At 60.2% G+C, this 17,626-nt stretch carries 17 protein-coding genes; 9 read left to right on the top strand and 8 right to left on the bottom strand.

Translation table 11 applies throughout. The features are described from left to right. The first annotated feature begins 103 nt into the window (after positions 1-103). Together B3H65_RS02630 and B3H65_RS02635 are read left to right on the top strand one after the other, a co-directional pair. Positions 104-1,609: a lipopolysaccharide biosynthesis protein gene (locus B3H65_RS02630; protein ID WP_286684032.1), complete on the top strand. Its 1,506-nt coding sequence runs from the start codon at positions 104-106 to the stop codon at positions 1,607-1,609. Positions 1,610-1,751: 142 nt separating this feature from the next. Next, entirely contained in the window at positions 1,752-2,786 is a 1,035-nt protein-coding gene (locus tag B3H65_RS02635; protein WP_286684033.1) for a hypothetical protein, read from the top strand. A gap of 78 nt (positions 2,787-2,864) precedes the next feature. Here B3H65_RS02635 and B3H65_RS02640 read toward each other — a convergent pair whose 3' ends face one another. Beyond that, positions 2,865-3,779, bottom strand: coding sequence for a metallophosphoesterase (locus B3H65_RS02640; protein WP_286684034.1), 915 nt, complete (start codon positions 3,777-3,779; stop codon positions 2,865-2,867). A gap of 268 nt (positions 3,780-4,047) precedes the next feature. On the opposite strand from B3H65_RS02640, the gene serC reads away from it, so the two are divergent. The 3 genes from serC to B3H65_RS02655 all read left to right on the top strand — a co-directional run bounded on the left by serC (position 4,048) and on the right by B3H65_RS02655 (position 7,934). Beyond that, positions 4,048-5,160, top strand: coding sequence for a 3-phosphoserine/phosphohydroxythreonine transaminase (gene serC, locus B3H65_RS02645; protein ID WP_286684073.1), 1,113 nt, complete (start codon positions 4,048-4,050; stop codon positions 5,158-5,160). 102 nt (positions 5,161-5,262) lie between these two features. Continuing rightward, entirely contained in the window at positions 5,263-6,426 is a 1,164-nt protein-coding gene (locus B3H65_RS02650; protein ID WP_009140126.1) for a phosphoglycerate dehydrogenase, read from the top strand. 434 nt (positions 6,427-6,860) lie between these two features. Further along, positions 6,861-7,934 carry a M20 family metallopeptidase gene (locus tag B3H65_RS02655; RefSeq protein WP_286684035.1) on the top strand — a complete coding sequence of 358 codons (1,074 nt, stop codon included), beginning with the start codon at positions 6,861-6,863 and terminating at the stop codon, positions 7,932-7,934. Positions 7,935-7,965: 31 nt separating this feature from the next. Here the strand turns inward: B3H65_RS02655 and B3H65_RS02660 are convergent, their stop codons facing one another. Further along, positions 7,966-8,271: a HigA family addiction module antitoxin gene (locus tag B3H65_RS02660; RefSeq protein ID WP_040362073.1), complete on the bottom strand. Its 306-nt coding sequence runs from the start codon at positions 8,269-8,271 to the stop codon at positions 7,966-7,968. A gap of 14 nt (positions 8,272-8,285) precedes the next feature. Continuing rightward, positions 8,286-8,861 carry a type II toxin-antitoxin system RelE/ParE family toxin gene (locus B3H65_RS02665; RefSeq protein ID WP_286684036.1) on the bottom strand — a complete coding sequence of 192 codons (576 nt, stop codon included), beginning with the start codon at positions 8,859-8,861 and terminating at the stop codon, positions 8,286-8,288. On the opposite strand from B3H65_RS02665, the gene B3H65_RS02670 reads away from it, so the two are divergent. Next, positions 8,836-10,092 (top strand): DUF1015 domain-containing protein, encoded by a 1,257-nt coding sequence (locus B3H65_RS02670; RefSeq protein ID WP_286684037.1) that lies wholly within the window; start codon positions 8,836-8,838, stop codon positions 10,090-10,092. The two genes, B3H65_RS02665 and B3H65_RS02670, sit on opposite strands and share 26 nt — an antisense overlap. Before the next feature lie 603 nt (positions 10,093-10,695). Here B3H65_RS02670 and B3H65_RS02675 read toward each other — a convergent pair. Beyond that, a complete protein-coding gene (locus B3H65_RS02675) occupies positions 10,696-11,286 on the bottom strand; it encodes a histidine phosphatase family protein (RefSeq protein ID WP_286684038.1) in 591 nt (196 codons plus the stop codon). 135 nt (positions 11,287-11,421) lie between these two features. On the opposite strand from B3H65_RS02675, the gene B3H65_RS02680 reads away from it, so the two are divergent. Beyond that, complete coding sequence (locus B3H65_RS02680) at positions 11,422-12,024, top strand: HdeD family acid-resistance protein (RefSeq protein ID WP_117679045.1); 603 nt, start codon at positions 11,422-11,424, stop codon at positions 12,022-12,024. A 45-nt stretch (positions 12,025-12,069) separates the two neighbouring features. Here B3H65_RS02680 and B3H65_RS02685 read toward each other — a convergent pair whose 3' ends face one another. Beyond that, positions 12,070-12,912, bottom strand: a complete 843-nt coding sequence (locus B3H65_RS02685; protein WP_286684039.1) for a DUF1287 domain-containing protein — start codon at positions 12,910-12,912, stop codon at positions 12,070-12,072. A gap of 105 nt (positions 12,913-13,017) precedes the next feature. After that, the gene (locus B3H65_RS02690) at positions 13,018-14,175 is read right to left on the bottom strand and encodes a putative manganese transporter (protein WP_286684040.1); all 1,158 of its coding nucleotides are present in this window, start codon (positions 14,173-14,175) and stop codon (positions 13,018-13,020) included. 224 nt (positions 14,176-14,399) lie between these two features. Between B3H65_RS02690 and B3H65_RS02695 the strand changes: the two genes are divergently transcribed. Further along, positions 14,400-15,365, top strand: coding sequence for a DNA polymerase (locus B3H65_RS02695; protein WP_009140118.1), 966 nt, complete (start codon positions 14,400-14,402; stop codon positions 15,363-15,365). 194 nt (positions 15,366-15,559) lie between these two features. Here the strand turns inward: B3H65_RS02695 and B3H65_RS02700 are convergent, their stop codons facing one another. Both B3H65_RS02700 and B3H65_RS02705 read right to left on the bottom strand, forming a co-directional pair. Beyond that, entirely contained in the window at positions 15,560-15,985 is a 426-nt protein-coding gene (locus B3H65_RS02700) for a type II toxin-antitoxin system HicB family antitoxin (protein WP_278562448.1), read from the bottom strand. Positions 15,986-16,045: 60 nt separating this feature from the next. Further along, complete coding sequence (locus B3H65_RS02705; RefSeq protein ID WP_040362069.1) at positions 16,046-16,234, bottom strand: type II toxin-antitoxin system HicA family toxin; 189 nt, start codon at positions 16,232-16,234, stop codon at positions 16,046-16,048. Positions 16,235-16,445: 211 nt separating this feature from the next. Here B3H65_RS02705 and B3H65_RS02710 point away from each other — a divergent pair, with 211 nt between their 5' ends. Beyond that, on the top strand, positions 16,446-17,525 hold the full coding sequence (locus B3H65_RS02710) for a DNA/RNA non-specific endonuclease (protein WP_286684041.1): 1,080 nt from the start codon (positions 16,446-16,448) through the stop codon (positions 17,523-17,525). The last annotated feature ends 101 nt before the right edge of the window (positions 17,526-17,626 follow it).

A 17,626-nucleotide genomic window follows, 5' to 3' on the forward strand; every position in this document is an offset into this window, starting at 1 on the left:
GCGAAACTATAATGATTTGCCAAACATCTCAGCAAGCAAGTAACGTACAAGCCGGCGTGATGAGATCGATAAGAACAAAGTGACGAGGACAAGGCGGGCTAGCGTGGCAAACACTCCTTTGGACATCATCCGCGAACGCATGGCGAGGCGCGGCGATATAGTTGTGGGCAGCCCGCAAAGCAGGCGCGCCACCGTCACAAAGGGGTCCCGCCCCTCCACCGCATCAAGGCGCGGCACGGGACGCGACCAGCGCCGGCGGCCGGACCGCGAGCAAACCTTTGTGGCGCGCATGGTCAACCAGTGGTGGAACCGCCTGCTGCAATCAATCTACGAGGGTTCGCTCAGTGAGCAGGAAGCCGAGTACGAATCGCACAGCACCAAGCGCGACTACCTGTGGAACACGGTGGGCATAGGCGTATGGGGCATGGTGTTTCCCCTGCTCACGGTTGTAAGCACGCAGTTGGTGGGCACCGAGCAGGCGGGCATGTTCTCCATGGCGTTTGTCACCGGCACGCTGCTTATGATCGCCGCCAACTACGGCGTGCGCAACTACCAGGTGTCGGACATAGACGAGGTCAACTCGTTCTCGTCCTATCAAATCAATCGCTGGATCACCAGCATGCTGGCGCTGGTCACCGGTATTTTGTACTGCACGCTGCGCGGATACGAGCCCTACATGATGACCGTCTCCGTGGGCGTCTACATATATAAGATGGTCGACGGCCTAGCGGATGTGTACGAGGGGCGCCTACAGCAAGCGGACAAGCTCTATCTTGCCGGCATCAGCCAGGCGCTGCGCTCGGTCGCGGTGGCGGCCGTGTTCTCCGTGGCGCTCTTTATCACGCGCAACTTGGCGGTGGCGTCCGTCGCGATGGCCGTGGTCGCCTGCGCGTCGCTGGTCTTGGTCTCCGCTCCCCTGGCCCTGCTCGAGACGGAAAAGTCGCACCGTTGGAATATGGGCGAGGTGGGTTCCCTGCTTCGCCAATGCTTCCCGCTGTTTGCGGCGTTGTTTTTATTCAACCTTATCGAGAGCATGCCCAAGTTTGTGATGGAGGGCATGCTGCCCTATGAAAACCAGCTCTATTTCAACGCGCTGTACTTCCCTGCGCAGGGTATTTTGCTGGCGATTGGCTTTGTCTACAAACCTCAGATGCTGCGCTTGGCAAGCATTTGGTCCAACCCGCGCAAGCGCCGTCGCTTTGACATGGTGGTGTTTGCCGTCATGGCGGTCATCCTGGGAATCACGGTAGCGACCGCGCTATTCATGGGGTCCATCGGCATTCCCATCATGAGCTTCATGTACGGCGTGAACTTCGAGCGATTCCGCAACCATGCCCTGCTTATGATCGCCGCCGGCGGCATCACCGCGGCCATCGACTTTCTCTACGCCATCATTACCGTGCTGCGTCGCCAGGACGATGTCATGAAGCTCTACCTCATCGCCTTTGCCGCCAGCGTTGTGGCGCCGCTCATCTTGGTGGCGACGCTCAAGCTGATGGGCGCCGTGTTGAGCTACCTTCTGGTGATGCTGCTGTTGCTGGTGCTGATCGTGCTGGAATACATCAACATCCGCCGCGCCATCACCCGCGAGCGCAATCCGTTTGGTTGATCGACTCACCGGGCAAAGCGGCATGCTGCGAAAAGCCACCGCTGGGCCGGGGCCCTATACGCAAACGCGCCCGGCATCGCTACTATAGAACAATGATGCTCCCGCCGGCCGCAGCGCCGCATAACCCGTAAGGCGAGAAGCCATGAACCAACCAGGTAAGACATCCGCAGATAGAAACCCTTGGAACACCGTTGGCAGCGTATCGGCAAAAAGCGGCTTGCCACCAAAGGCAAGCGATGGCGCCCCGACAAACCGTGCGCCCCAGGCCCCCGTGCCGACGGCGCCCGCGCCAGCCGCTCCCTTGCCGGGTCCCGAGCCCGGGCCCGCGCCAGCCGCGCCCCAAACGTTCCCGCCCGCCCCGCAGCAGCCGGTGCCCGCGGCAAAAAGCACCGGTGTTCCGGCGCTCATCTTTGGCATCGCTTCTATCCTTCTGTGCTTTTTGCCCATCATCAGCACCATCATGGGTATTGCGGCAATAGCCCTGGCAATCCGGTCGGCCCGTCGCGCAGAATACAGCGGAGCCCTTACCGCCGGCAAGATTACCGGCATCATCGGCACCGTTTTGTCCCTCCTCGTCCTAATACTCATAATCCTCAGCATAACCGTCGCATCGCGCATGTACGGCTCGCTTGGCTCACCCGCCAGCAACATCGGCGTAGACCAGGGCTACACGCCCGATCAGCAGCGGGCGTGGACCGCGGTCGAGGACAAGATGGACGCCCTTGCAAGCCAAAACGAGCAGGACGCCGCCGCGATCGCAGATCTATTCACCCAGTATGTCAACGATGACGCCGAGCTTGCCCCATACATGCAGGGCTGCGATCCCGCGCTTTACGCAACATGGTCCGTTCTGGGGCTTGAATATGAGGACGATGGCGTGTTTATCGCGGACCAAGAGGGCTACGCCTACGTCAACGTCACCGCAAGGGATGGCTTTGAGCTTGTCGGCCTTTGGTCTGATTTGCTGGACCAGGCGGCGGCGGACCCTGGTCTGGCAGACACTACGGACGAGGAATTTGCCCAGATCTTCACAGACACCTATCTGCAGGCCCTTGCCGCCAGCAACGAAATGTATGAAACCACCATCGTGCTCGACCTCCAACAGGATGCCGACGGCACATGGTCCGTTGTGGAAGAGAGCTGGGATGAGGCGTTAGCCTATCTTTTTGGCCTGTAAGGGCAGGTCAAGGAAACCTTACCCCGGCATCAGCAACTCGATTGAGATAAGCGGCGCCGCCTGTTCTGCCGCGGGCCCCTACTCGCCCTCGCGAACCTCCGCATACCACACGCGGCGGTCCTCAAGACGCATCACGCCCACGCGGCCAGAAGGATAGCCCGTCGCCGCAGCGCAATCCACGCAGATGCGGTCCGCCTCGCCAAAGGTGCTTGCGGTGGCGCCAACCTCCACCATGCATCCGTACATACCTTCATGTGCGCCGGTGCCGCCCATCAACGTTGCGTAGCGACGCAGCAAGATCGATGGCGTGTGCCCCGCCACAACAACCGGTCCGCGCCCGTCCGGACCCACAAGGCCCGTAGGCGCTCCCCAAAACTCGGAACGTATCCACAGCAGGTCGTCGGCAGACTGCCTCGCCATCATATCGCGCAGCGTCGCCACGTCTGCGCCCGATGCAACGCTGGAACCCGCGGCGTCTGAAAAAGCCCCCGCGGATCCAGCCGTGCCGGCCATCGCAAGATACGCCCGCGCCGCAAGCGCGTCTATGCCGGCGTGGGTCAACAGGTAGGTACGACGAGCATCGCAGCCCAGCACACCCGCGCGCGCCGCGGCGCCCGGACGGCGATCGTCCACCTCGACCACATCGAAAAGCGGCAGTTGCGCGATCCAGTCGATAAGGTCGGCCGCCTCATCAGACGCCAGCGAATCCAAGCCGCGCGCGGTAGTGGACCCGCCGTTCATCTCCCAAATAAAGACCTCGCGCTCGTCCTCGCTCATCAAGGTATCCAGCAGCATGCGCTCGTGGTTGCCCATGAGCACGCGAGCGTTGGGAAGGGAGCGCACCAGACGCAGCACGCCAACGGGGTCCGGCCCGCGATCAACCATATCGCCCAACACGTAGACGACGTCGCCGCTACCGGGTCCTGCAAGCTCGAGCGCGCGATCAAGCGCCCGAACATGACCGTGAGCATCCGAGGTTACATACGTCGCCATATCTCCCCCCCTCAGGAGTAAACCTTCAACCTTCAAGTGATAGTTTACACTTTCTGGTTCCCGGTATCGCAAAAAAGACGATATGCCCCATTCGCCATCAACCTACCATGAATGCGGTTATTAAAAGAAGACGTCCCCGCATCGCGCGCCGAGACCTTCCCGGCGCCGTCTGCTATGTTAGGTAACGTTTTCATTACATGGAACATACTCCACTATAGTAGAGTACTAAGGCAAAATTCCTGGACCCCGCAAGGGAGGTCATTTGACGATGACACGCGTGCACAACTTCTCCGCCGGCCCGGCCGCCCTGCCCTTGAGCGTGCTGGAGGAAATCAAAAACGAGCTGCCGGAATACGGCGACTCCGGCATGTCCGTAATGGAGATGAGTCATCGCTCCCCCGCGTACCAGGCTATTATCGACGATGCTGAGGCCGCGCTTCGACGCGTCATGGGCATACCCTCAAACTACCGCGTCCTGTTTTTGCAGGGCGGCGCCACCCTGCAGTTCGCCGGCATCCCCATGAACCTCATGCGGCGCGGCCGGTGCGGACACGTAGTCACGGGCAACTTCGCAAAGAAGGCTTGGCAAGAGGCCGCTCGCTACGGCGATGCCCGCGTGCTCGCCTCAAGCGAGGACACGCATTTCGACAGGATTCCCGCACTCGACGCCGTTGAGCGGGCGTGTGTGGACGATGACCTGGATTACGTCTACATTTGCCAGAACAACACCATCTTTGGCACGCAGTTCCACACGCTTCCCAACTGCGGCGATACTCCGCTGGTGGCAGACGTCTCAAGTTGCTTTTTGTCGCTCCCCATCGACGTGGAGCGCTACGGCCTTATCTACGCCGGCGCGCAGAAGAACGCGGGCACCGCGGGCGTAACCGTGGTCATTGTCCGCGACGACCTCATTGGGCAGAGCCCTGCCAACCCCTATTGCCCCACGTACATGGATTATCGCATCCAGGCAGACAAGGGCTCCATGTACAACACGCCCAACACCTTTGGTATCTACGTATGCGGCAAGATCTTCCGCTGGATCGAAGAAACCGGCGGTCTTGTCGCCATGGAACAGCGCAACCGCGCCAAGGCGAACCTGCTCTACAACCTGCTCGACAACAGCAAGCTGTTCTGCGGCACCGCCCAAAAGGACAGCCGCTCCATCGCCAACGTCACCTTCCGCACGCCCAGCAAAGAGCTTGACGCGGAATTCATCGCGGGCGCGGCCCAACGCGGCATTGCCAACATCAAGGGACACCGCGTTGCCGGCGGCATGCGCGCCAGCATCTACAACGCCGTCACACTTGAAAGCGTCCGGGCGCTGGCGGCATGGATGGACGAGTTTGAATCGCTGCATTGTATGGGACAGCAATCTTTGTAGCCCGCATCGACCCTGCGCGCATCGATTCCGCGCGCAGCGGTGCCGGCGGGCCCACCCAGAAGCTTCCATCTCATCCATGCAACCAAAAGGAGACTTGCAACCATGCGTCACATCAAGACTATCGACGACATCACCAAAGACGGCGACGTGGAATTTGGAGAGGGCTATGACTTTGTAGCCACGGCGGAAGAAGCCGACGCCATCCTTATGCGCTCGACCGACCTGCACGGCTACGACCTACCCGAGGGCATCCGCGCCATCGCCCGCTGCGGCGCCGGCGTGAACAACATTCCCGTCGAGGAATACGCCCGTCGCGGCGTGGTGGTTTTCAACTCGCCCGGCGCCAACTCCAACGCCGTTAAAGAGCTGGTGCTCGCCATGATGATTCTGTCCAGCCGCGGCGTGGTGCAGTCCATGAACTGGGTGCGCGCCAACGCGGACGATCCCAACATTCTCGCGGATGCTGAAAAGGCCAAGAAGGCCTTTGTTGGCCGAGAGCTCAAGGGCAAGCGCGTTGGCGTAGTTGGCCTGGGCAACGTGGGCTCCAAGGTGGCGAACGCCCTCGTCGACCTGGGTATGGATGTCTACGGCTACGATCCCTTCATCTCTGTCGAGCACGCATGGGCGCTGTCTCAAAACGTCCAGCGCGTGGGAACGCTCGAGGACCTGTGCCGCGGCTGCGACTACCTAACCCTGCACGTTCCGTCCAAGGCGGACACCAAGGGCATGATCAGTACGGAACAGCTCGCCCTTCTGGCTCCGGGCGCGGTACTCATCAACTATGCGCGCGAAACCATCATCGACGAGGACGCCGTGCACGCAGCGCTTGAATCCGGCAAGCTTTCCTGGTTCGCCGGCGACTTCGCCACCCCCAAGACCGTGCTGATGCCCAACACCTACATCACCACCCACTCCGGCGCCGGCACCGGCGAGGCAGAGGCCAACTGCGCGGACATGGCCATCTCCGAGCTCAAGGACTATCTGGAAAACGGCAACATCGCCAACTCCGTCAACTACCCCGCCTGCAACATGGGTAAGGCGCGCGCCGCGAGCCGCATCGCCTGCCTGCACGCCAATGTACCCAATATGATCGGCCAGATCACCGCCATCCTGGCAAAGGATAACGCCAACGTGCAGCGCATGGTTAACGAAAGCGCCGGCGAAAACGCCTACACCATGTTCGACACGGACGAGCATCTGGATTCCTCTACCATCGAGGCGCTCAAGCAGATTCCCGCGATCTACCGCGTCCGCGTCATCAAGTAGCGCTTCCTGGATTTGCTTTTTCGTTTCCAGGCTTGCTATCGGCTTCTCCAATTCGCCACTTTCACACGGCCCGGCCCATTAACGTTTACTACGGCGTTGGGTCGGGCCGTACTTCATGCTCCGCACCCGCCCTTGGCCCTGTGGCCCCGCGTCGAAAACGTCGATATGTATCAATGACCGCCGACCCTTCTAAAAACGTTCTATTTGCAACGCTCCCGTACATCATCTCGCAAAAAGGAGTAAGGTAAGCACTGGGAGGCAAATCATAAGAGGCGAGCCACGTGCACGCCTCTTGTTTTGCTACCGAAGGGAAGCCGATGAATGCATGGCGACTGGCGCAACAATTGGTGCGTATAGATAGCTCTAATCCTGGAGCGCAAGAAGATACGATCGAACGCTATATCAAACTACTGGTAGAGCAGCGCGTTTCAAGCATGCCCGCATGCCTTGTAAAGCATATCTCCATCAAGGAGCTCGAGGTCTTCCCCACTCGGCGCAATCTCAACGTCACCGTAGCGGGATATGGCAGCGCGCCCAATCTGGTCTACATCTGCCACATGGATACCGTCACCTTAGGCGAGGGCTGGAGCACGGACACGCCCGCGCTAGGAGCAACCGTCCGCGAGAACCGCCTCTACGGGCGAGGCGCATGCGACATGAAAGGCGGACTTGCCTGCGCTCTCTCCGCTCTATTCTCGCTAATGGACGCCATGGAGCATACCGGCACTCAACCAGAGCGTGGGTTCTCGCTCATCTGTACCGTGGACGAAGAAGCCAACATGCGCGGCGTTGAAGCCGCTATCGATGCGGGCTGGGTCGGCACGGACGAGTGGGTGCTGGACACCGAGCCCACCGACAACCAGATCCAGGTTGCGCATAAGGGGCGCACATGGTTCGAGCTCGATATCAAGGGCGTCACCGCGCACGCAAGCCAGCCTTGGGAAGGAGCAGATGCCGTCGCAGCAACGGCGGAGGCAATCAGCCACATTCGCCGCAGCATCGAGGCGCTGCCGCACCATGCAGAGCTGGGCGCCTCGACCGTTACCTTTGGCATGGTTCAAGGCGGATACCAACCCTACGTTGTCCCGGATGCATGCACCACGTGGATCGACATGCGATTGGTACCTCCGGCAACCACGGCGAAGGCGGAAACGATAGTTCAGGATGCAATCGAGAGGGCGCAGCGAGAGGTTGCGGGCATCCAAGGCGCCTACCGCATCACGGGCGATCGTCCTCCCATCGAGCGCGACTCCAGCTCTCCCCTGCTGGCGGCCCTTAGCAAAACGGTCGAGCAAACCACGGGGGCGCCCGCGCAGGTGAGCTATTTCACCGGCTACACGGATACCGCCGTCATAGCGGGAACCCGCTCAAACCATAACTGCATGAGCTACGGCCCCGGATCGCTCGCGCTGGCGCACAAGCCTAACGAGTGGGTGCCGCGCGATGATATCCAGCGCGTCGAGGCGGTGCTTACAGACCTGCTGCTATCACAATCGGGCCTCGCATAGGCAAAACCGCAACGCGTCAAACGCCGTTCATCTAGCCCATCGCCGCACTATCCCAAGGAACGATCTTATCAAGATCATCGGAAAGTCGACGACGAGCAAGTTGAGTGTCGTAAGCCGCTTGAGCACGAAGCCAATATCCATCCGTTAAACCAAAAAAACGGCACAAGCGAAGATCGGTATCCGCCGTAACAGAACGGCGGCCAAGCACAATTTGCCCAATGCGCTGTGCCGGAATACCGGTCTCTTTCGCTAGACGATACTGAGAAATACCCATAGGAACAAGGAACTCTTCCTTAAGCAGCTCCCCTGGAGAGACGGGGTCAATGTATTCAATCATCCGACATCACCACTTTAATGATAATCAACTATCTCAACATCTTGAGGACCCGCTGATGTCCATCGAAAACAGATTCGAAAGCAATCGTTTATTCTGATGCTATGCTGACCAAAGCGATCACCCTGAAGGATTTCCAACCGATTACCCGGAGGAATCCTCAGATCATTAATGCTTGCGGCTAATTCAAGTTGTCGCAGCTTACGCAAAGCGACGCGCTCGAATGGCAAAAAGCGTCTCACCCTTTCTCCTCGTGCCAATCTTTCGGTCTCTTTATCGGCATAGGATAGAATCATAGTATCGCCTCGCATTACTATTGTAAATCCCCTTGTATCATTATAGAACATGTGTTCGTTCTGAACAACTTCATGAGATTCGAAAGTAAAAATCGTTTGAATGCCAAAGGACCAGGGCTCAGCCCAATGTCCTTGTTGCTTCTGCTTCCTTTTTAACGCGCGCCACGCCAACGTTACCCTTCCAATAACCCTCTCAGCGGCGCGTGCGCGCCCGTCGCGCAGCACGTACAATGAGAAAACGGCATAACGCCACCAACAAGGAGGATCCCCCATGAAGGCATTGCCCTTTCCCTGCATACGACCCCTGCCGCAGCACGCCGCGCAGGCGGCCTCGCTTCCCTACGACGTCTTCGACCGCAAAGAGGCCGCCGACTACGTAGTCGACCGCCCGCTGTCGTTCCTCAATATCGACCGTCCGGAGACGCAGTTCCCCGCGGACCAGGACATGTACACGCCGGAGGTCTACCAGCGCGCCGCCCAGCTCATGCAGGACCGCATCGACTCCCGCATCTACATGCGCGACCCAAACCGCTGCTACTACATCTACGAGCTCGAGATGGATGGTCGCGTGCAAACCGGCCTGGTCGCCGTATGTTCCGTAGACGAGTACGAAGACGGCACCATCAAGCGCCACGAGCTCACCCGCGAGGACAAGGAACGCGACCGCATAGAGCACATCCGCGCGCTGGGCTGCCAAACCGGCCCCATCTTCCTGGCGTATCGCGACCAGCCCGTACTCGACATGATCCTGGGCGCTGCCAAAATGGCGACCCCGCTCTATGATTTTGTGGACGAGGAAAACGTGCGCCAAACCGTGTGGGAGGTCAAGCGCTCAGACACGGTCGAGGCCATCGCGGCCATGTTCCAGCACATCCCCTGCGCCTACATCGCAGATGGCCATCATCGAACCGCAAGCGCCGTCAAGGTCGCCCAGCAAATGCGCGAAGAGGCGAAAGCGGCGGGCACCTACACCGGACGTGAGCCGTTCAACTACTTCCTCTCCGTGCTGTTCCCAGCAAGCCAACTCACCATCCTGCCCTATAACCGCGTGGTCCAAGACCGCTGCGGCCTCAGTGCCGATCAGCTGGTCGAGCGCGTTCGCCAAGCGGGCTTCACGGTCGAGCCGGCGAATGCACCCGTAACTCCACAGGAAGCCGGGCGCATGGGCATGTTCGCAGATGGTCAATGGTGGAACCTGTCGCTTGGCCAGGAGCTTGCGCAGCGGGTCGCAGCGGCGGACCCCGTCTCCGCGTTGGATGTCTCCATCCTGCAAGAGCAGGTGCTCTCGCCCATTTTGGGCATTGGCGACCCCCGTCTGGACCCGCGCATCAGCTTTGTTGGCGGCATTCGCGGTACGGACGAGCTCGAGCGTCGCGCCGGCACCGAGGGCGTCGCGTTCTCCATGTGCGCCACGGGAATCGACCAGCTGCTCGCCGTGGCAGATGCAGGGCTGCTCATGCCGCCCAAATCCACTTGGTTTGAACCCAAGCTTCGCAGCGGCCTGTTCATCCACCAAATCCGCAAGTAAGCAACCAGCGCTTAGCCAATCACAACGCAAGACGCCGATTCCACAACAAGCGGAATCGGCGTCTTTTTTTCTAGGACAATATCAGCGGCCACCGGTGAGCAGCATCAATAAACAGCAATCAAATATGCTCATTGTTATAGCGTTTAGATAAAAGGCATATGCAGTATGAGGACAGATCCGGCGGAGTCCGCGTGCGGGCGGCGCTTCTCAAGAGAGGAGCAAAGCCTATAGATACAATCCTGCAAGTCATTCGCGCCCTTGGAGCGCTTTCAAGCATCGCAAGGCTGCTCTTGGAGCTGTCCGAACGATGGAATCGACGTAAGCACATCGCGGAAGACGAAAGGCAAAAGTAAGGACTCGGGTACCACCGAGTCCTTAAAGTAAACCCCTTGCGTCGCCCGCGCCAATTTCACGAGAGACGGGCTCCGCTGGTTCTATTGCGATTGCACCCCAAACTGTGTTGTGGCACTCATAAATCAAAGAGAACACAATTGCGGTCAACTGAGAAACGATTACAGAAGGCATCGATTGTCTGCCGAGGCCGCGAAGCGCTAAAGCCGCGACTCTGCAAACGGGCTGCGCACCACAACAGCACCACGCGCCCTACTCGCCCAACACCGCGCGCATCTCGTCCTGTTCCACAACGCGAACCAGCTCAAAGCGCTCGCCGTCGAAGGCGTAGCGCATAACAGAGCAGTTGCCGGGAACATCCGGATAACCCAGGTCCTGACCCTCGCGCCACTCCAGCATAAACTCGCGGCAGGCGGACCCATGGCTCACCACCAGCACGCTCTCATGTCCGGGCCGCGCCATGATCTCGCGAAGCGTAGAGCAGATGCGCGCATGGAACTCCCGCTCGCCCTCGCCCCCAAACTGAACAAAGTAATCGCCCCAGGGGCGCGCAGGCATAAGATCGACGCGCTCTCCCTCATAGGCGCCAAAGAACCACTCGCGCAGGCCCGGTTCACGCCCGTAGGGCATATCGGTTATCGCCTCTATGGTCTGATGCGTGCGCGCCAACGTTGAGGCATATGCATGGTCGAAAAAGACGCCCTCGTGGGCGAAATAGCGGCCGACGCGGGCAGCCTGCTCCTCGCCCTCGCGGGTCAGCGGCGAATCGCACCAGCCCTGGATAACGCGCTTCTCGTTAAACATGGTCCTGCCGTGGCGAACCAGGTACAGCGTTGCCGGCATTGCATCCCCCTTGGTCTCATGTCCCGTCGCAGGCGATTGTAGCATTGGTGGACGCAATCATTTGTTAGCACGCTCTTAAATGGGTATACCACACTTGAGGATTATTACACACCTGTACAATTGGAGGTCCTCATCATGACGTTCTTCGACAAGCACTCGCTAGACCACGCGGATCCTTTTTATTTTGACGAGTACAACATGATAGACCACGTCATCACCACCGTGCGCCGCCTGTACGGCATCACGGGAGCCGTGGGCCTGCTCGCCGGCCTGGCGCTGCTGTTCTGGCCGGTAAAGACCCTAGTGGTGCTCACCGTGGTGCTGGGCATCTACTTTATAGTGGCGGGCATCATCCGCCTTGCCACCGCCATTTGGACGCCGCTGCTGCCGGGCGGCTGGCGAGCGCTCAACATCATCACCAGCCTGCTTCTAATCTTTGGCGGACTCATAATGGTGCGCAACCAAGCGCTCTCCGCGGCAACGCTCGCAACCTTTGTAGTGATGGCTACCGGCTTTGGCTGGATCATCGAAGGCGTCATGACGCTGGTCGAATCCGCCGCCGTCCACAACCGCGGCTTCGCCATCTTCTCCGGCGTGCTGTCGATTTTGGCAGGCATCGTGGTGCTCATGTTCCCGCTTGAATCCACGGACATGCTTGTGCTGTTCGCTGGAGCCGCGCTCACCGTGCTGGGCATCACCCTGCTGGTCCGCGCGTTCACGTTTGGCAAGATCGCCTAGCAGCCCAACATCGCGTTCGGCGTCATCCTTAAACGCACCCCATCCTCATTCGCATCCCATCCGCACATGCATCACCAAATCATCGCGCCCTTCCAGCACGTCCTCCTCATAGGATAGCTGGGAGGGCGCGTTATGGTGGATAAGGTAGGGCACGCCGTTCTCGTTTCGCCGATCGGACACTATGCCAATATGCGAATCAAAAATCGCAATGTCGCCGCCCTGCCACTCATCGATCGCGTGAACGTCGCGCGTTAGTTGGGCAGCATGCCTGGCAAAGAACACCTTGAGGTTGCGCACGCGTCTAAAGTCGATCGCGGGATCCGGTGCGTCCAGTCCGTAGTCATCCGGGTGCTCGGTGATATCGGTCGCCACCAGCGCCTGCAGATCGTAGCCCGCATCGCGCAGGGCAAACGCCACCACGTCGGTGCACACGCCGCAGCCGTCATCCGGATACCCGCCCGAATAGTACTCGCTGCGATACACGGGTTTGGTCTGCACATAGCGCAGCGCCGCAGACAAGATATCGGTCTGGTCATCCACCCCGTCGCCATCTGCATCGGACGCGCACGCATACGGCGCCAGCACGCCCGTATATTTGTTTTCCGGCCTAGAAGCAGATGTCACGTTGACGTTGCCCGTAGCCACCAAACCTGCAAGCCCTGCAACGCCCGTACCCAGAATCAGCAGCGCTGCCAGCACAGCAAGCACAACACGCTTAGAAGAACGCGCGCCTTTCGGTGATTTTGGACGATGACGGCGCCCGCCACCTGCCATGCGCCCCGCAACGGCCCCGCGCCTGCCACCGGCCATATGCCTGCCACCAGCCGGGCGCCTGCCGGCAGGCGCTCCTCGCCCCGTAGCCCTAACCCTACGCGTGCGATCGACCATGGTAGACCCCCATCCAACGGAGCCAACGCAAAGACACAACGGAATGCCAGCGGACGCCCAAGACGGACATTCAGCGCAAGCAAGCGCGACCAACCGCAAGCCTCGCTAGAAGCCCAGCAACATCAGCACCAAGCCCCAAAGAACGGCGACCAGATACAGCAAGATCAGAATCGCTACGTTCTCGCGCATACTGCGGTTGGTGCGGAACAGCACCAGATAGCCCACGCCGGCGGACACTAAAAGGCCTGCCATAGCGGGTGCCAGCGACAGCACGCCCTCAAGGTAAAGCTGCGTGATAACCACGCTGGCAGAGCAATTGGGAATGATGCCCACCAACGTGGAACCCAAAATGGCAAAGGCGCGGTTGGAAGAGAGGAACGCCTCCATAGCGGGCTCGCCCACGGTCTCCAGAACCGCCACCAGCACGAAGGTGACAATGAAGATGAAGACCGTCACCTGCACGGTATGCGAAAGCGCGCTCAAGACAATGGACTTGATCGCACCGGCGCCATGCGCGTGATCGTGATCATGTCCATGGCCGTGGTCATGCCCATGGTTGCAAGCGCACGCAGCGGAAGCGCCATGGGAGCCACTACCGAGTACGCCATCTTGGTGGGCGTACTCGCGGTGATCGTCATCGTCGCCATGCCCATGATGGCCATCGTCCCCATGGTGATGGGCGTGAGACTCCTCGCAGCCGCAGTGGTCGCGCTCGCACAAACGGTGAATGTGCTCGGCGCTCTCCCCCGCTTCCGAGAGGCTGTCGATGATATCGGCCGCCCTCGACCCGTCCTCACCCGCAAAGGACTTAGGACCCAAAACCGTACGGCGAATCGCCGCATGGACGCGGGCGTTACGGCGCAGCGCGCGCAAGGCGGCATCCACTACAACGCCAGAGATCAGCGCAATCGCAGCCTTGACGGCAAGCAGCGTCGCCACGGAAGACGCGTCCACCCGCTCGGCCAGCAACATGGGCAGCATCTCGTCTGACGTAGAGAGAAACACGGCCACCAGCGTGCCCAGGGTGACAACGCGCCCTGCGTACAGGGTCGCCGCCATGGCGGAAAAGCCGCACTGGGGCAAAACGCCCAGCGCAGCGCCCACCACGGGACCAGCGGCGCCCGCGCGGCGCACGGTGGCGTTGACGCGGTTGCCCGCCGCATGCTCAAGCGCCTCGAGCACCAGGTAGGTTACGAACAGGAACGGAACGAGCGACAGCGTGTCTTCCAACGCGTGCTCAACAAAATGCAGCAATAAGTCCATAGAGTCGGGTCTCCTAATGCCATCCACTATTTAAAACTCGTCATGAGGGGAAGACTGATAAAACGACTTTGGCGATAGGGTGGACGATTTTTGTATAAGTCATTTGTTACCCCGCTTGCGGTTTTCCTAACGCCCCATCTAAGGTAGGCTATTGTAGCGTCAGAGTTTCACAAGGGAAACTATTATTTTCCGATCGTTACAATCAGTTTGGAAGGCACACATATATGAATGCACAGCAAGCGCTTGAGTATTACCGCCAGCCGTTTATCCCCATGTTCATCTACGGCGACTACGACGCCATGGAGTCCGAGCGCCAGCGCGGCGAGGAGGCCCTGAAAGCCCTGGTGGACGAATGGCGCGCAAACGATGAACCAGGATTCGACTTCGATGTCATCCTGGACCTGGCGGATCGCAACCGCGAGCTCTGCGACCAGATCGGCGAGGCGCGTCTGCGCAACCTCTCCAGCCCGTTGCTCGCCCGCAACCTCTCCGACGCGGACCTGTGCGCCGCCATCGGCAAGATGCAGGGCCGCGCCGCCAGCGCCGTCGCGCGCGAGGTCCGCGGCGACCGCGACGCGTACTCCGTCGCCTACGTGCGCAAGCCCATCAAGGGCACCGTCCTGGGCATCGACATCGAGACCACCGGACGCGCGCCGGAGCGCGGCTACATCATCAACGTGGGCTGGGAGATCATGGAGCTCACCAGCGACGCCGTCCCGCACGATCCCCAGGCCTTCTACTGCGGCATCCCCGACCTGTACCGAGAGACCGGCGTGCCGCTGGCCGACATCCACCACATCCAGTGGAGCGACCTTGAGGGCAAGACGCCCTTCCGCCTGGACACCAAGCTGCAAAAAGAGCTGCTGAAGCTGATGAAGAAGTATCCCATCATGGCGCACAACGCCGCGTTCGAGGACAGCTGGTTCATGCTGCACCTGCCCGGCTACGCCGAGGCGCGCCGCGCGGGTAAGATCATCGTCATCGACTCGCGCCACATCTGCCGCTCCGTTGACGGCGAGGTGCGCACCCTGCCGCGCGAGAGCGCTCCCGCGAGCCTGCAGAACTGGGCGCGCCGCCGCGGCACCCTTGCCGCAGACGAGAACGAGCTGCACCTTGGCCTGGACGATACCGATCTTATGCTGCGCACCGTGCAGGCGGAGTTTAACGGCAAGGGCATGTTCTTGAAGTAACGCATGTGTAGCGAGCGAGCGCCCTGCCCGCAGAATACGGCGAGCGTCCCGGTGGCTTTCACCGAGAGGGTTAACAACCGAGTTGATAGGATTCGTCCAAATGACCGCTATGGCGGCTTTGGGCGAATCTTTTATTATGCGCGTGAGCTACGGCATTTGTAGCCCTCATCGTCGACCGCCGCAGACATCCCGCCCTAAGCCCTGGGTCGTCCAGGCTTTCTATCCGATGCCAGCAGGCGGTTCACGCTCTCGATCGTCACCATGCGCCTTCCGTTCACAAGTCTAACGTCAAGCGCGCCAGACTTCACAAGAGCGGTCACGCGCGGGCTGCTTACCCCAATGCGTTCCGCCGCCCCCGTAAGGGTGACGCAGCGAGCCGCCTCGACATCGTCATCGCTCACATCAACGCTCACAACGTGAACCTCTGCCACATGGGCCTGCCTTGGTGCGGAGGCACCATCGGTCATCAGGTCCACCGCCTCCAAGGTGAGCACCTCGCGTGCGGCCTTCAGAGCATCGGTCCTGGTCTTGCCGCTTGTCGCAACACCGCCGAATTGTGGGAATTCCGCCACCCACGAATCACCGTCGCGAGTCAAAACGCACTCAGCGGACAAAAGCATGTAAACCCTCCGTTGATTCTATGCAGGCGCGATGACGCGCTATCACCGCGCCCTTGTGCATTAAGACCACCCTGCCTGCCTCTTGATGCTCTGCCACTCTCTCCAAGTAGCATGCTTGCCGCCCTGGTCCCTCACGGTAACCTTGTAGCCGTTTTTAGAGAAACGGCGATGATCGCCTGCGGACGCTCGTTCGACGAAGCCCTCACGAAGCAGTTGTTGGATGATCTCGCGGTAAGTCGGTGGTTGCACGTATGCTCCCTTCTACAAACCGCTAAATTAACTATATAGAAATTAATAGTTATTTACAACACTATTTAACCTTTTTTAGCATACATCGCACGGCGAACACGCCATTACATGAAGCAGGGTTTTCCATAGCGCCCCGTCCAGACAGGTTTTCTTGTCCGGACGGGGCGCTATCATTATGCGACGTCGCTATCCCCCAACCCAAAGGCTCGTCATGTTGAACCGCACGGAGGCCCCGCGCCGCGGGACCAATGCCCCGCACATCCTCATCGTACTCATCCTTGCCCTGGTGCTTGCCATGGGTGGAAGCGCGGGCTGCTCCAGCGCCGGCGCCGCGACCGGAAGCGCCGCACAGGCGGTCGCGGGATCGAGCGCGATTGGAAATGCCGACGCCGGAACCGGCGCGGAAAACGCAGCTGCAAACAACACCCCTAACGACTATCAAACGCCGGGAACAAGCAGCGACTTTGATTATTCGCAGGTCCCCGCCTACTCCGGCAGCCCGTACACCGCGATCAACGACAACGCGCCCAACCTCAACGCCGCCGACGCTGAAGCCCTGCTGGCGCAGGCAAGCTCCCCCGCGGAAGCAGAAGAGTTTTCACCACTCGACAACCTCGGTCGCTGCGGCGCCGCCATGGCAGTGGTAAGCCCTGACACGCAGCCCACCGAACCGCGCGGCAGCATCGGCATGATCAAGCCCTCCGGCTGGCACACCGTACGATATGACGACCTGGTCGATGGCAGATACCTCTACAATCGCTGCCATCTCATTGGCTACCAGCTCACCGGCGAGGGCGCCAACGAGCTCAACCTCATCACCGGCACGCGCTACATGAACACCCAGGGCATGCTTCCCTTCGAGAACTGGATCGATAACTGCGTGGACGCCGGCGGACGCGTGCTGCTGCGCGTTGAGCCCGTGTTTGCGGACGATGAACTTGTTGCGCGCGGCGTGCACATGGAGGCGCTCTCGCTTGACGACGGCGGAGCGTCCGTGAGCTTCAACGTGTTTTGCTATAACGTGCAACCAGGCGTTGGCATCGACTACGCCACGGGCGACAGCTGGCGCGAGCAGGATGCTGAAGCGAACGCGGAGCCCGCCGGCACCGCCGCTCAGAGCAGCGACGAGCAGGCGCGCAGCTACGTGCTCAACACCAATACGCGCAAATTCCACCTGCCCGGGTGCAGATCCGTTAGCCGCATGAAGGCGCGCAACAAACAAGAGGTCACCATGACCAGAAGCGAGGTCATGACCCAGGGCTACGAGCCATGCGCGCAATGCAATCCCTAGCGAGCCGCTCGCCAAACGCATCCAACCATTGGCAGAGGCTCTTTTATTCCACGGCTCGATGGGAATAAGTACGCTAACCGGCAGCAATTACCGAGCACTCC

Origin of the sequence: Collinsella sp. UBA1693, assembly GCF_002320115.1 — a bacterium.
Classification (GTDB): Bacteria; Actinomycetota; Coriobacteriia; order Coriobacteriales; family Coriobacteriaceae; genus Collinsella; species Collinsella tanakaei.